Source organism: Mediterraneibacter agrestimuris, assembly GCF_943193195.1.
GTDB lineage: Bacteria > Bacillota > Clostridia > Lachnospirales > Lachnospiraceae > Schaedlerella > Schaedlerella agrestimuris.
Genome location: NZ_CALPDG010000022.1, coordinates 39,835 through 55,613, shown reverse-complemented (window position 1 = coordinate 55,613; position 15,779 = coordinate 39,835). Strand labels below are relative to the sequence as shown.

Sequence of the window (15,779 nt, the reverse complement as noted above, 5' to 3'; positions counted from 1 at the left end):
ATCCTACAAAAAACGTCTTGTTGTAAGCAAGCTTACCAATTCGTTTTTGTAGATTTGTGCATGGCTGAACTGTTACAGAAAAATAACAGTTTACGGAATGGAAAATATGTTATATAATGATTGCTAGCTGATATTTTGATAAAAGGAGTTAAGTACAATGAGTGATAAGAGTTTATTGGAACAGTGGAGAGAAACCGCATATAGCCAGGAAGCATCTAAAGCACAGTTAGAGACTTTCTGGGGGAATTACTTTAATATTGAAAAGCAGATTTATGAATTACTTTTGACAAATCCTGATGAGGAAGTGAAAGGAACGGTTAAAGAACTGGCTGACAAGTATGGTCAGCATGTGATGACAATGGTTGGTTTTCTGGATGGAATCAACGATAGTCTGAAAGAGAAGAATCCGATTGAGACTATGACAGAGGATACGGAAGTAAGTCTTGCATTTGACAAAGAACTGCTGTATAAGAACATGGTAGACGCGAAGGCTGACTGGCTGTATGAACTGCCGCAGTGGGACAATATCTTTGATGAAGAGACAAGGAAGCGTCTGTACCGTGAGCAGAAGGCGTCCGGTACGGTCCGCAAGGAGAAGAAGATCGGAAGGAATGATCCGTGCCCGTGCGGAAGCGGTAAGAAGTATAAAAAGTGCTGCGGAAGCAATGTGTAATTTTTGGCGATTATCTTGACAAAAGAAAGAGCAATGCTATAATGATAAAAGATTGAAACACGTTGATGAGAAGAGTAGAATGCGGAAAGGATACAGAGAGGGAAGTCACAGGCTGGAAGCTTCCTATCACGGAACCATTTGAAAACTACCTCTGAGTGGCTGCAAAACAGTCCGGTGATTCCGTTATCATCATGAATAAAGTGGTTCTGACATTTGTCAGATCAATTAGGGTGGAACCGCGAGAAGACTCGTCCCTTTCTGTAGTGAAACAGAGAGGGACTTTTTTATTGCCGGATATTCTGACAATAAAAGGTTATTATATGTGCAGCCGGAAGAGCAGAAGAAATATTTTACAGCTGCTTGTGTGAGAATGGTCGAGACGTATTCTATCTACTTAATTACAGAAATAATAAAAAGTGAGGAGAAAACATATGAAAATCACATTAAAAGACGGCTCTGTAAAAGAATATGCAGAGAGCAAAAGTGTAATTGAAATTGCATCAGACATCAGCGAAGGTCTGGCAAGAGTGGCTACAGCCGGAGAAGTAAATGGTGAGGTTGTAGATTTGAGAACAGTTGTGGAAGAGGATTGTGAACTGAGCATTCTGACATTTAATGATGAGAAGGGAAAAGGCGCGTTCCGTCATACAGCTTCTCACATCATGGCGCAGGCGGTCAAACGTCTGTATCCGGATGCAAAGCTGGCGATCGGACCGTCTATTGACGATGGATTTTATTATGATATCGACAGAGAGACACCGCTTGTGGCAGAAGATCTGGAGAAGATCGAAGCAGAGATGAAAAAGATTGTGAAAGAGTCGCTGGCTTTAGAACAGTTTACGATGCCGAGAGATGAAGCAATCGAATATTTCAAAGAAAAAGGTGAAATCTATAAAGTAGAATTGATCGAGGATCTGCCGGAAGATTCTGTCATCAGTTTCTACAAACAGGGTGAGTTTACTGACCTTTGTGCGGGTCCGCACCTGATGAACACAAAGAATGTAAAAGCATTCAAGCTGACAAGTCTTGCCGGCGCTTACTGGAGAGGAAGTGAGAAGAATAAGATGCTCCAGAGGATTTACGGAACCGCTTTCCCGAAGAAGGCAGAGCTGGAAGAGCATCTGGCAATGATCGAAGAAGCTAAGAAGCGTGATCACAGACGACTTGGAAAAGAACTGGGATTGTTTATGATGCGTGATGAGGGACCGGGATTCCCGTTCTTCCTGCCAAAAGGAATGGTATTGAAAAATACACTGCTTGACTATTGGAGAGACATTCATACAAAAAATGACTATGTAGAAATCAACACACCGATTATGCTGAGCAGACATCTTTGGGAAACATCTGGTCACTGGGGACATTACAAAGAGAATATGTATACAACTGTCATTGACGAGGAAGATTTTGCGATTAAACCGATGAATTGCCCGGGTGGTATTCTTGTATATCAGTCAGAGCCGCGTTCTTATCGTGATCTTCCAATTCGTATGGGAGAGTTGGGACTGGTCCACCGTCATGAGAAATCCGGTCAGCTTCACGGACTTATGCGTGTACGCTGCTTCACACAGGACGATGCCCATATTTTCATGATGCCGGAGCAGATTCGTGATGAGATCAAGGGAGTTGCAAAACTCATTGATGAGGTATACAGTCTGTTTGGATTCAAATATCATGTAGAGCTTTCTACACGTCCGGAGGACAGTATGGGAAGTGATGAGGACTGGGATCTGGCAACAGACGCACTTCGCGGCGCGCTGGACGATCTGGGACTTCCTTATGTAGTAAATGAAGGAGACGGCGCGTTCTACGGACCGAAGATTGACTTCCATCTGCAGGATTCTATCGGAAGAACATGGCAGTGCGGAACCATTCAGCTAGACTTCCAGCTTCCTCTGCGTTTTGAACTGGAGTACACGGGAGCAGACGGAGAGAAGCACCGCCCGATTATGATCCACCGTGTAGCGTTCGGCTCTATTGAGCGGTTCATCGGAATTTTGATCGAGCATTTTGCAGGGGCATTTCCAACATGGCTGTCTCCGATACAAGTGAAGGTGTTGCCGATTTCTGATAAATATATGGAATATGGTGAAAAAGTACTGAGTGGTCTGAAAGAATCAGGTATCCGTGCAGAGTTGGATTCTCGTGCAGAAAAGATCGGTTACAAGATCCGCGAGGCACAGATGCAGAAGATTCCGTATATGCTCGTTGTAGGCGCAAAGGAAGAAGAAAGTGAACTTGTGTCTGTAAGAAGCCGTTTTGAAGGAGATGAAGGACAGAAAAGTCTTGCAGATTTCATTGCTTCTTTGAAAGAGGAGATTAAAAATAAAACTGCCCGTGAGATAAAAACTATAGAAGAGAAATAGGTATAGGAACTCCAGAGAATGGGTATAATGATAGCGTCAGTGCATGCTGGCGCTATTTATTTTATCAAAAGGAGGACAATCCATATGCCACAATTAAAATGTACCGTACAGACTTGTGTTCACAATAAGCAGTTCTTATGTGATCTGGATGCGGTCCAAGTCGGAGGCGAACAGGCTAAAACAGCCAGAGAGACTTGCTGCGACAGCTTTCAGGAGAGAAAAGGTGATGTCTATACTGATGTGACAGGAACAGCATCAGATCTTTCCAATATTGACTGTAAGGCAACAGATTGTATGTACAATGAGAAATGTGAATGCCATGCCGGTAAAATCAGTGTGGAAGGAAGCAATGCCTGCCATTGTGGGGAAACAGAATGTGCAACATTTGAATGTAAGCATTAGAGAAGCAATATCCGTGTATCTGTTTATAGTTAAAAAACAATATGCAATCTGAGAAGAAGACAGAAGGTCAATGAGTTTTGACGTTCTGTCTTCTTCTTATGTAATCGCATGCAAAATGGACAAGTAAGCAAGTCTTGCAGTGCAAGATGCTGTGTGAACTGTAATGAATTGTTACGTTACGGTTCACAGTCGAAATGCGCATAAACTGCGCATTTACGACCCAATACAGCGAAGTTTACAAGCATTTGTGCCTCGCCGCAGGCGATTTTAAATGCACAAATGCGGTTACTATGCACAGCAGTAAGCTGTGCATAGTAACATTGTTACAAAACATAATGGAAATTATAACATCAGGTATTGTTTTTTTGTTTCAACATCATGTATAATCATTGTTATAATGCATCGAACACATTGAAACAGATATATTTATTTACATACAAAGGAAGGATATTTGACTAAGATGAATGATGAACAGAGAGCAGAACAGAATCAGGACAAGACACCTGCCGGTAAAAAGAGCGGATATTATATTAACCAGCCGGATTTTGGCAGGCGGGGGCCATCCAAGCTGCGTGTGCAGTTGGAAAAAGGAATGACTGCATTTGTAGTGATTATTTCTTGTATGCTTTTCTTTTTTCTTTTGCTGCGGATGGATGATATTTCAGCGGTTATTTGGAAGATCCTTAATATTTTGCGTCCGATCATTTACGGACTTGCGATTGCATACTTACTGAATCCAATCGTGAAAACAGTGGAGCGGTATTTAAGACCATGGATTGTGCACCGCTTTCCTAATATGAAGAAGCCGGAGCGGGTTTGTAGAAGCGTGGGTATTTTTATTGCGCTTGTGATCATGCTGGCGATCATTGCCGCTTTGTTTAATATGCTGATACCGGAGTTATATAAAAGTATCCGTGATATGATCCTGACTGTGCCGGGACAGATTAATACTGCGCTTCAGACGCTGACGGAAATTATGTCGCAGGATTCAACTCTGGGGCAGTTGTTTACTACTATGCTGACCGAAATCACAGGATTTTTACAGGACTGGCTGCGGACAGACTTACTTCCTCAGGTCAACGATTTTATGTCGCATCTGACAGAAGGGGTCGTCAATGTAGTTAATGGAGTGATGAATGCGGTCATTGGTATTATTGTGTCTGTCTATGTACTTTTTAGTAAGGAAAAGTTCTCTATGCAGACAAAAAAGATTATTTATGCGGTGTTCAAACCGGATCATGCAAATATGATCCTGCATCTGACGATTAAAAGTAATTCGATTTTCGGCGGATTTATTATCGGAAAGATTATTGACTCGGCGATCATCGGTGTCCTTTGCTTTATCGGATTGTCTGTTTTGAAGATGCCATATACACTGCTGGTCAGTGTGATTATCGGAGTTACTAATGTCATTCCGTTTTTCGGTCCTTATATCGGAGCGATTCCAAGTGCGGTTCTGATCATGCTGTCGGAACCAAAGATGGGACTTTACTTTATTATCTTTATACTGGTATTGCAGCAATTGGACGGAAATGTCATCGGACCGACCATTCTTGGAGATTCCACGGGACTGTCTGCATTCTGGGTGATGTTCTCGATCCTCTTGGGAGGCGGATTGTTTGGATTTGTTGGTATGATTCTGGGAGTTCCTACATTTGCAGTGATCTACTATGTGGTTAATATGCTGATCAATCATAATCTGGAGAAAAGGAAGCTGCCCACGGCGACAGACTGCTATGATAAGTACAGCTATGTAGATGCCGATGGCGTCTATGTGCATTCTGAAAAAAATGAAATGAAACAAGAAAATGAAAATAAAGGGGAATAATTATGCCGATACGTGTTCAAAATGATTTACCTGTAAAAGAGATACTGGAGCGTGAAAATATATTTGTGATGGATGAATACCGTGCTGCTCATCAGGATATCCGTCCTATCAGCATCGGACTTTTGAACCTGATGCCGCTGAAGGAGGACACGGAGTTACAGATTCTTCGTTCCCTATCTAATACACCGCTTCAGGTGGATGTGACATTTGTGAGGATGACAAGTCATGTATCCAAGAATACTTCCACCAGTCATATTTATAAATTTTATGAAGCATTTGAGGATATCAGGCATCAAAAATTTGATGGATTTATCATTACCGGGGCGCCGGTGGAACAGATGAAATTTGAGGAAGTAGATTATTGGCAGGAACTGGCCGAGATTATGGAGTGGACAAAAACAAATGTGACATCCACGCTGCATCTCTGCTGGGGAGCACAGGCAGGAATCTATTATCATTATGGAATTAATAAAGAAATGCTGCCGAAGAAGTTATCCGGTGTGTACCGTCACAGAGTGAGAAACCGTAAGATTCCGCTTGTGCGCGGATTTGACGATGTATTTATGGCGCCCCATTCCAGACATACAGAGGTGCCGCAGAATCTGCTGGAGGCAGATGAGAGGATTACTATCCTGGCAGATTCTTTACAGGCAGGTGTGTTTATGTGTATGGCACAGGAAGGCCGGCAGATTTTTGTGATGGGTCATCCTGAGTATGACAGAATGACACTGGATTCTGAGTATAAGCGGGATATGGGAAGAGGGTTGAACCCCCAGATTCCGGAGAACTATTATCCAGATGATGATCCGGACAACAAACCGGTGCTTACCTGGAGGTCACATGCAAATAACCTGTATACAAACTGGCTGAATTATTATGTATATCAGGTGACACCGTATGACTTGTATGGGACTCCGTTCTAAGTACTTAAACTATACAATTTTAAGGGAAATACTGTAATTAGATATCACCACAGAAGGCTATGCGACTCATTCGCATAGCCTTTCTTATATTGAGTATTTTTGTTAAAAAATGAGTATATATATAAAAATTTAAGAGTTTTATATAAAAATAAGTGAATTGTATGGAAAAACATAGATAAAAGTGATACTAATTCGTTGGATAGAGCAGTATTATTTGATAATAAAGCGATATATAATAGAATTATCAAAAATAGTCATAATAACGTACACCGATTTATCATCTTACAGCGGCAGGAGCATTTCTTCAGGTATACAGACTGGCTGTGAAAAATGGAATTTATGTGCCGCCGTATATGCTTCCTATTCTGGAACGTGCTGCTGGTTTTATCGTAAAACTGATAAAACCGGATATGTCTACACCAATGGTGGGCGATGCGGACCGGAATTCATTGCTTACACTGCGGTCGGACTGTTCTGTCTATGAAGGAATGAATAACACCACTGATCCGGCAGATGAAAATGAGCTGCGGGCTTTTTTCAGGGTAATGGCTGAGATTACAGGACGGAAAGATTTTTTGTTTTTTGCTACACAGGGGAAAGAAGGGAAAGCGCCTGAGGAAATCTGTACTTCCCTGCCGGATGCAGGATATCATGTATTTCGTTCAGGATGGGGAAGGAATGATTCTTATTTTCTGGTCAGCGGAACGATCCTGGAGCGCGGAGAGAATAATGTCCATTCTCACTATGATGCAGGACATCTAGAACTTCAAGTCGAGGGGCAGGATGTATTGATTGATACAGGAAGATATCTTTATAGTTCGGAGAGTCAGTTTGACTGGAGGATTTATTTTTCTTCTACGGCGGCTCATAATACGATTCTTGTTGATGATCATGTTATGGGTGAGCACCCGGATGTAATTCCGACAGCCAGAGGGGTACGGATGTTTTGTCACAGGTTTGAGCATGGAGAACAGTTTGACCGTCTGGTTATATCTCATAATGGATATGCATATATGGACGAGCCAGTTTTTCACAAAAGAAGCGTCATCTGGCTGAAACCGGATATCTGGGTTGTGGAAGATGACTTGACAGGTTCGGGCATACACCGGCTGCGTCAGTTTTTTAACTTTGCGCCGGGGAAATTAAAAGAAACCGATAAGAATCAGTGCTATCTATATGAGAATGGAAAATTGAGAATGGAGATTCAGGCTGTTTCCTGCGAGGGGCTGACATCTATGAACTACTGCGGAAATGAAAAACCTATCGGAGGGTGGGTATCCTATGGGTATGCACAAAAAGAGCCTGCTCCGCAGCTTGTGTATGAGAAGACATGTGAAGTCCCGGCACGGTTTGTGACCATAATTGCCAGGGAAGGGGTTATAAAAACAACCCGATTGACAGAACTGGAATCTAATCATGCAGAGCTGCAGATGGAGACTATTCATAATACATGGACGCTTATTTTTATGGAGAATGATTGTAGTGTAACAGAAGTTATATAGGAAAATAAACCGACTGGAAAAATGGGAGAGATAGAAATGGCAGATTTGAAGATAAAAAGGCTGAATATGGAAAATCCATTTGTGATTGCCAGCAGTCCGGCAACGCAGGGAGTAGCGGCTGTAGTAAAGAGCGCAAAAGCGCTTCCGGGGGCTGTTGTTATGAGGAATTTTGGACACGGAGCCGGAGGCGGCTCTTATGTTTATCCGTCTCTTCAGGATATGCTGGAGGGGAAGACGGTTTTACAGAGTCATGCGGAAGGGACTCAGACAAAAGATGATTTTGATTCTCTGGAAAGCTATTGTGAAGGACTGCATCAGGCGAGAAATCAAATGCCGGACAGTGTACGTCTTTGGGCATCCATAGGACATTTTCTGGATACGGAGGCAGGAGGTCTGGACTGGGAAAGAGAGTGGCGCCGCCAGGCACAGGAAATGGAACGTGCAGGTGCAGACGCAGTGGAACTGCATTTTAACACGCCGGGAATTGCCGCAGTAAGAAACCGCGTTTATGATTTTTACAGGATGATCTATAATACAACCCGTGATATCAAATCTGCTGTCAAAATTCCTGTTATGGTGAAGCTGCCTGTGGAAGCATGCGATCCTCTTCGGGCGATGGAGGCTGCTGTGCTCGGAGGTGCAGATTCTATCGGTCCGACAGCGAGATGGAGGGGATTTGTGTTTGATTTGGATTGGAAACGGACATTACCGAGACCGGGAAGTGGTTACGGAACATCAGGGGCGCTTCCAGTGATCTGTTTTACGGTTGCAGAAGCAAGAAAAAATGGAATAAAGACACCGATGTATGCCGGAGGCGGTATTTATAGCTGGGAAGCAGCAGCAAAAATGATCATGGCAGGAAGCGAGATGGTACAGCTTGGAAGTGTTGCCTGTTGTGCGGGACCGAAAGCCGTGCAGGATATCATACATGGTCTGGATGCCTGGATGAATCAGAAAGAATATGCAGATATAGCATCCTTACAGGGATGTGCATTGAAGTTGTTTGATATGCCGAAAGAAACGGCAGTAAAGCGCACCAAAGCACTTGGCAAGGCATATATGCTTGAAAAACCGGATAAGGAAAAATGTAATGGCTGTGGAAAGTGTGCAGAGGCATGTTGGTATGAGGGTATCGAAGTGAAAGAAGGAATTGCTGCAAAGACGAAAAAGTGCATTGGCTGCGGATATTGCTTCAGCGCTTGTCCGACAGGAGCACTTTCTCTGGATGCAGGACAAATTATCGGAGATGCGACAGAAATATAAAGCTGTCTGGAGGTGAAAGGAATGGAGATTGGAATCTGTGCAGGTATGGAACTTGCAAAAGATGCAGCAAAAGCAGGATATGATTACATAGAACTGCCATTGTGTACCATTGCAGAGATGCCGGATGAAGAATTTAAAAGAGCGAAAACAGAATTTGAGAAACGAGGAATTCCATGCCGGGCATTTAATATATTACTGCCAGGCGGAATGAAAATATTTGGACAAGATGTCGATAAAAAAGCATTAGAAGCGTATGCAGAGCGTGCATGTTCCAGAGCCCATGCACTGCATGGGAAAATCATTGTATTTGGCAGCGGCGGAGCAAGACGGTTACCTGATGATATTAGTATGGATGAGGCATGGGAACAGATGAAAGAGGTTTGCAGAATATTTGGTAATGCGGCACAAAAGTATGGAATCAAAATAGTTCTGGAACCGTTAAACCGTGGTGAAACTGATCTTATGCATACAGTGAACGAGGGAATTCGCATGACTGAGGAAATTTCCCATTCATCAGTCTGGCTTCTGGCAGATTATTATCATATGCAGAAAGAAAAAGAGTCTGTGAATGTTCTGGTGCAGGCTGCGTCGTATTTGAAGCATTGTCATATTGCATGCGGCGCAGAGCGGAGATTTCCAGCGGGTAAGGATTTAGGGCAGTGCAGAGAGTTCATAGGAATGCTTCAGGAAATCGGTTATCAGGGGATGCTAAGTGTCGAGGGTGTAACGCAACATTTTGCGGAAGATGCAAAAGAAAGTATCCTCCTTCTGCGGGAGCTTGTTTCCATGAATGCGGGTAATAAAGAAGAAAAGAATTGAGGGATGAAAATGCAAAAGGCAATGATGTTATATGCAAAAGACAGACGATGTTATCTGGAGCGGGCTTACACAGAGTCTGTGCGGGAACAGATAAAAACGTTTTGCGATTTACTGCCTGATCCGGTGAATGAAATGCAGTTGGAAGAGTATGCAGAAATTTTGAAAGAGATAGAAATACTTTTTACAAGCTGGTGGGTACCGGAATTAACAGTATTGCAGATAAAAAAATATTTTCCGAAATTGAAAATCGTTTTTTATGCGGCAGGAAGTGTACAGTACTTTGCAAGGTCTTTTCTTGAGAATGGAGTACGGGTTGTGAGCGGATGGGCTGCGAATGGAACTCCGGTAGCGGAATATACTGTGGCTCAGATTATACTTGCCAATAAAGGTTTTTTTCAGAACAGTATAAGAATGCGGGAAAATTATGATGATGCCAGAGCATTTTCAGATTGTTTCAGCGGAAATTATGGTGCAAAGATTGGAATTCTAGGAGCAGGGGCAGTTGGTTCTCGTGTGATTTCATTGCTTCGTCCTTATCAATTGGAGGTATGGGTATATGATCCATATCTGTCAGAAAAGCGGGCAGAGGAACTGAATGTAACAAAACATAGTCTGGAAGAGATTTTTGAACAGTGTGATGTGATTTCTAACCATGTGGCAAAGCTTCCAGAGACTGAGGGGATGATTAATTATTCTCTTTTGAGCCGGATGAAATCTTGTTCTACACTGTTGAATACCGGAAGAGGTTCTCAGATTGTTGAGGATGACTTGATCCGGGTAATGCAAGAGGATTGCACAAGGACTGCTGTTCTGGATGTGACTGATCCAGAGCCGCCGATAGAAGACAGCCTGCTTTATGGCACTGCCAATATTATTCTGACAACACATATAGCAGGAAGCATGGGGCTTGAAATCGGAAGAATCGGTCAATATATTGCAGACGAGGCACTTCGTTTTGTACGGGGAGAGCCATTAAAATATGAAATCACGGAAGAAACATTGCAGACGATGGCATAGGATCGGGAAAGAGAGGACTTGGAACATGAAATACAGTATGTGTACCACCTGGGCGAAGGATAAGACGCTGGAGGAGGTGCTGAAAATTGCGAAGGAACTGGGGATGGACGGAATTGAACTTTGGAGCGGCCATGTGGATGGCTTTTTAGAGAGCGGAAGGTCACTGGAAGATTTGACAGATTTATTGAAGACATATGACCTTGAATGTGTGGTAATTGCGCCTTATCTGAACCTGATTGATAAAAGTATACAGTCAGAAAATCTTGCTCTGGCACGGAAATGCATTGGATATGCATCTGCCCTGCATTGTCCGGTAGTAAGAGTTTTCTTGGGAGATAAAGGTTCCAGTGAAGTAATAAAGGACGAATGGATGTGCTGCTTTGAGGCTTTAAGAATGTTAGGAGAAGATGCACAGAAAGAAGGAGTTTCTTTGGGAATTGAGGCGCATTATTATCATCCGTCTGATACAATTCATTCTATTTTAAGAATTTTGCGTGCAGTGCAAAGTCCTGCGGTAGGACTGATATTTGATGGATTTAATTTTTATCCGTCGGGTCTGGAAATGATGGATGCTTATGAGGCGCTAAAGCAGTACAGCATCCACTATCATTTCAAAAATCTGCTTTGGGCGCCCCATATCTGTGTACCGTTGGATGAAGGAGATGTGGATTTCCACCCGCTGGTATGTGAATTGAAAAAGGATGGATATGACGGATATATTTCTTTTGAATATTTTGGAGACAATGCGCCAGAATTGATCCGGAAGTCGAAAGAATGGTTCTGTAAGGTATATGAGGGGTGAGATGATGTCAAAACATGAGAAATTTGCATTTAAAGAACTTTCTGAGATAAAAAAACGTGTTAAAGAGCTGGGTGTGGAAATCCATTTTCAAGATGATTTATCCCCACTGTCAGAGCCGGTCAGAATTGGGAACCGTAAGGCTTTGAATGCGTTTGCAGTACTTCCCATGGAAGGGTGTGATTCTAATCAGGATGGTTCTCCATCAGAGCTGGTACGGCGGCGCTATCGTCGATTTGCAGCAGGCGGCGCAGGACTGATCTGGTGGGAGGCCTGCGCAGTTGTTCCGGAAGGACGTGCCAATCCGCTTCAAATGATGATTACAGAAGAAAACACAGAAAAGTTTGCAGCGGCATTAAAAGAAAGCAGAGATGCCGCAAAAGAAACGATGGGAGAAGATTTTGAGGCGGTACATATACTCCAGCTTACACATTCAGGACGTTATTCACGGCCGTCAGGGACAAAAGGCAGCCCGATTATTGCACAGCATGACCCATTGCTGGATCCCAGAGGCGGTATTAGCGAGAGTGATCCGGTTGTAACAGATGAATATCTGAGTTCACTTCCTGAATTTTATGCAAAGGCGGCTGTCTGTGCAAAAAGAGCAGGATTTGACGGAGTGGATATCAAAGCATGTCACCGTTATCTGATGAGTGAGCTTTTGGCTGCATTTACGAGACCTGGAAAATACGGCGGCAGTTTTGAAAACCGAACGCGGCTTTTAAAGGATTCCATCCGCGCAGTGAGAAAAGCAGCAGGAGACGATTTTATCATTGCGTGCCGTTTTAATGTATTTGACGCACATCCATATCCATATGGATTTGGATGTGACACAGAGGAGTTCTGGAAGTTTGACCCATCGGAACCTTTGGCGCTGGTAAAGATGCTGTGTGAGGAAGGGATAGACCTTTTGAGTAATTCTGCCGGAAATCCATATTATATTTACCCACAGGTAACCAGACCTTTTGACTTGTCCAGCATGGGGATCCCGGTTCCGGATGAGCATCCTCTGGAGAGTATATCACGAGCATTTTCCTTCACACGCATGATTCAGGAAGCAGCCGGGGATGTACCGGTTGTCGGAAATGCATATACATGGCTCAGGCAATTTATTCCTTATGTGGGAGCGGCGAATCTGGCGGACAAGAGCTGCAGATTTGTGGGACTTGGACGTTCTAGTATCGCTTATCCGGATGCTCCTAAAGACGTGCTGTCAGGAGGAAGAATGGAACCGAAGAAGTGCTGTATCACTTGTTCTAAATGTACGCAGATTATGCGGGATCAGGGAAGAACGGGGTGTGCTGTCCGGGATGCAAAAACATACCTGCCCCTTTATCAGGAAGCGAGGAAAGCAGCAGAAGCAAGGGAGAATAAAGCAGACAAGGAGAGAAGATCATGAAAAGAACGGCGATTGTAACAGGAGCTTCAAGAGGTATTGGATTTGCAATTGCGCGGCAGCTCGGGAAAGATGGATTCCAGATCGTGATTATGGACATGAACTGTCAGGAAGATTATCAGGAAAACTTTGACCTGCTTACGGCAGATGGGACTTCCTGGATTTATGTACAGGGGGATATATGCAGTATAAAGGATAGAAATATGCTGATCGAAGCAGCGACAGAAACATTCGGCGGGATTCATGTACTTGTGAATAATGCCGGAGTGGCACCCAGAGTACGGAATGATTTGCTGGAGATGACAGAAGAGAGTTTTGACCGTGTTGTAGGAATCAATACCAAGGGAACTATGTTTCTGACACAGGCGGTGGCGAAACAGATGATCAAGCAGGAGTTTATTGACAGAAAACGGGGAACCATTGTAAATATATCTTCATGTTCTGCAGAAGTATCTTCTATTGGAAGGGGAGAATACTGTGTGGCCAAGGCCGGAGTTTCTATGCTGACAACATTGTACGCCGACCGGCTGGCTTCGGAAGGGATTCTTGTGCATGAGGTGCGCCCGGGTGTGATTGCAACAGATATGACAGACACAGTCAGAGACAAGTATAATAAGATGTTTGAAGATGGAATATTTCCGATTGCAAGATGGGGAATGCCGGAAGATATTGCAGGAGTTGTGTCTGCTTTCTGCAGTGATAAGTTTAATTATACAACAGGAAATTATGTAGACGTAGATGGCGGTTTCCATATCAAACGTTTATAGTATGGGAAGGAAGGACAGGTTATGAAAGAGACTTGTATTAGCACCGGATCAGGAAAGATAAAAGTGTATATCGTGAATACTGTAGTGGTAGGAACCGGAGCAGCAGGATATAATGCGGCAGACTGTCTCTATTCTTATGGACAGCATGATATAGCAGTAGTTTCCGAGCATGTAAAAGCGGGCACATCCAGAAATACTGGTTCTGACAAACAGACGTATTATAAGCTGACACTTTCGGGAAACAGTCCGGACAGTGTACGTGAAATGGCAGATAATCTGTTCGCAGGACAGTGTATGGACGGGGACATCGCACTTTGTGAGGCGGCACTTTCTGTACAGGGATTTTTAAAATTAGCAGGGCTGGGAGTTCCGTTCCCGAAAAATCGTTGGGGAGAGTACATTGGTTACAAAACAGATCATGATCCGAGAAACCGTGCCACATCGGTAGGTCCATATACGTCTAAGATTATGACGGAGTGCCTTGAAAGAGCTGTGAACGAAAAAAAGATTCCCGTTTTTGATAAGCTTCAGGTGATTCAGATTTTGAGAGACGAGAATAGATACAGAGGAATCCTGTGTCTGAATCTGGATAAGGCAGAGAACGTATCAGAGAGATTTGTGGCATTTTGCAGTGAAAATATTATTTATGCAACAGGAGGACCAGCGGGAATATATGCAGACAGTGTGTATCCGGCATGTCATTTTGGAGCCAGCGGACTGGCCTTTGAGGCAGGTGTCAGGGGGAGAAATCTGACCGAATGGCAGTTTGGCCTGGCATCTGTCAATCCCAGATGGAATGTGTCGGGAACCTATATGCAGGTGCTGCCCAAATTTATTTCAAGAAATCCGGATGGAAGTGATGAGAGAGAATTTTTGTCGGATTATTTTAAAGATAAGAGAGAATTGCTGACTAATACATTTTTAAAAGGATATCAATGGCCGTTTGATGTGAGAAAGGCAGATAGAGGAAGCTCTATTATTGATATTCTTGTATATATGGAAACTTGCAAAGGGCGCAAGATATATCTGGATTTCAGGAATAATCCGGGAGACACGGAGGTGGACTATACACTGCTTTCGGATGAGGCGAGAGAATATCTGGAAAAGGCAGAAGCATGTTTTGGAACACCGTATGAAAGGCTGCTGCATATGAATGCACCGGCAGTAGAGTTTTATGAAAAACGAGGTATAAATCTGTCCAGTCAGGTATTGGAAATTGCACTTTGTGCACAGCACAATAACGGTGGGCTGGCAATGAATGCCTGGTGGGAGACCAATGTTCCGCACTTTTTTGCTGTAGGTGAAGTGGCGGGAAGCCATGGCGTTTATCGTCCGGGCGGAAGTGCTTTGAATTCAGGGCAGGCAGGTTCGGCACGTGCAGCGCAGTATATTGCGGTGCGATATATCAAAACACCAGAAATGGAAAAAGATTTTGAGGAACTTGTGCAAAAGGCAGCAGAAAAAATGTCTGCACTGGCCGTTGCAGCTTTTGAAAAGGGTAGTATGAGAGTGGATGAACTCTGGGAGCATGCAGGAAGGCGTATGAGCCGGAACGCAGGGGCAATCCGGAGCCGGGAAGGAATTGCCGGGGCTTTGTCCGAGGTGAAACAGGAACTGGAGGATCTGAAATCTCTCGTATATATCGACAGTTCTAAGCAATTGGAGCGTGTGTACCGCTTGAGGGATATGTTGATTGCTCAGTATGTATATTTAAGTGCAATGGCTGATTATATGGATAGTGGAGGCAAGAGCAGAGGAAGCGCTCTGTACTTGGATCCAAATGGAAAAAAATCTTCCGAACAGCTTCCAGAACTATTTTGTTTTACACTGGATGACCAGTCAAGAAGCAATATGATTCAGGAAATCAGTTATCTGGACGGCAGATGTGAAGCATGCTGGAGAACGGTAAATCCGATACCTGAAGAGGAAGATTTTTTTGAAAATATCTGGCGTTCTTATCGTGAAAATGGAAATGTATATTGATGAAGCGATGCTGTGCTGATATCAAGCGGCAGAAAGGAGGGTTT

At 43.5% G+C, this 15,779-nt stretch carries 13 protein-coding genes and 1 other annotated feature; all 13 genes read left to right on the top strand.

The window, feature by feature from the left end; genetic code table 11:
- Positions 1–157: 157 nt before the first annotated feature.
- Positions 158–673 (top strand): SEC-C metal-binding domain-containing protein, encoded by a 516-nt coding sequence (locus tag NFS18_RS11525; RefSeq protein ID WP_251390254.1) that lies wholly within the window; start codon positions 158–160, stop codon positions 671–673.
- A gap of 53 nt (positions 674–726) precedes the next feature.
- Positions 727–932: a binding site (T-box leader), on the top strand.
- Positions 933–1,104: 172 nt separating this feature from the next.
- Positions 1,105–3,036: a threonine--tRNA ligase gene (thrS, locus tag NFS18_RS11520; RefSeq protein ID WP_251390252.1), complete on the top strand. Its 1,932-nt coding sequence runs from the start codon at positions 1,105–1,107 to the stop codon at positions 3,034–3,036.
- 84 nt (positions 3,037–3,120) lie between these two features.
- A complete protein-coding gene (locus tag NFS18_RS11515) occupies positions 3,121–3,438 on the top strand; it encodes a DUF1540 domain-containing protein (protein ID WP_251390250.1) in 318 nt (105 codons plus the stop codon).
- A 460-nt stretch (positions 3,439–3,898) separates the two neighbouring features.
- Positions 3,899–5,266: an AI-2E family transporter gene (locus NFS18_RS11510; protein ID WP_251390256.1), complete on the top strand. Its 1,368-nt coding sequence runs from the start codon at positions 3,899–3,901 to the stop codon at positions 5,264–5,266.
- A gap of 2 nt (positions 5,267–5,268) precedes the next feature.
- Positions 5,269–6,189 (top strand): homoserine O-acetyltransferase MetA, encoded by a 921-nt coding sequence (metA, locus tag NFS18_RS11505; protein WP_251390248.1) that lies wholly within the window; start codon positions 5,269–5,271, stop codon positions 6,187–6,189.
- Positions 6,190–6,512: 323 nt separating this feature from the next.
- Positions 6,513–7,691 (top strand): heparinase II/III family protein, encoded by a 1,179-nt coding sequence (locus NFS18_RS11500; RefSeq protein ID WP_251390246.1) that lies wholly within the window; start codon positions 6,513–6,515, stop codon positions 7,689–7,691.
- Positions 7,692–7,727: 36 nt separating this feature from the next.
- Positions 7,728–8,954: a 4Fe-4S binding protein gene (locus NFS18_RS11495; protein WP_251390243.1), complete on the top strand. Its 1,227-nt coding sequence runs from the start codon at positions 7,728–7,730 to the stop codon at positions 8,952–8,954.
- 21 nt (positions 8,955–8,975) lie between these two features.
- Entirely contained in the window at positions 8,976–9,773 is a 798-nt protein-coding gene (locus tag NFS18_RS11490; RefSeq protein ID WP_251390242.1) for a sugar phosphate isomerase/epimerase family protein, read from the top strand.
- Positions 9,774–9,782: 9 nt separating this feature from the next.
- Entirely contained in the window at positions 9,783–10,790 is a 1,008-nt protein-coding gene (locus NFS18_RS11485; protein ID WP_251390240.1) for a hydroxyacid dehydrogenase, read from the top strand.
- A gap of 25 nt (positions 10,791–10,815) precedes the next feature.
- On the top strand, positions 10,816–11,592 hold the full coding sequence (locus NFS18_RS11480; RefSeq protein WP_251390238.1) for a sugar phosphate isomerase/epimerase family protein: 777 nt from the start codon (positions 10,816–10,818) through the stop codon (positions 11,590–11,592).
- 1 nt (position 11,593) lies between these two features.
- Positions 11,594–12,988, top strand: a complete 1,395-nt coding sequence (locus NFS18_RS11475) for an oxidoreductase (RefSeq protein ID WP_251390236.1) — start codon at positions 11,594–11,596, stop codon at positions 12,986–12,988.
- The gene (locus NFS18_RS11470) at positions 12,985–13,752 is read left to right on the top strand and encodes a 3-ketoacyl-ACP reductase (RefSeq protein ID WP_251390234.1); all 768 of its coding nucleotides are present in this window, start codon (positions 12,985–12,987) and stop codon (positions 13,750–13,752) included. The genes NFS18_RS11475 and NFS18_RS11470 overlap by 4 nt, the downstream gene beginning before the upstream one ends.
- A gap of 21 nt (positions 13,753–13,773) precedes the next feature.
- A complete protein-coding gene (locus NFS18_RS11465) occupies positions 13,774–15,735 on the top strand; it encodes an FAD-binding protein (protein WP_251390232.1) in 1,962 nt (653 codons plus the stop codon).
- Positions 15,736–15,779: the final 44 nt, after the last annotated feature.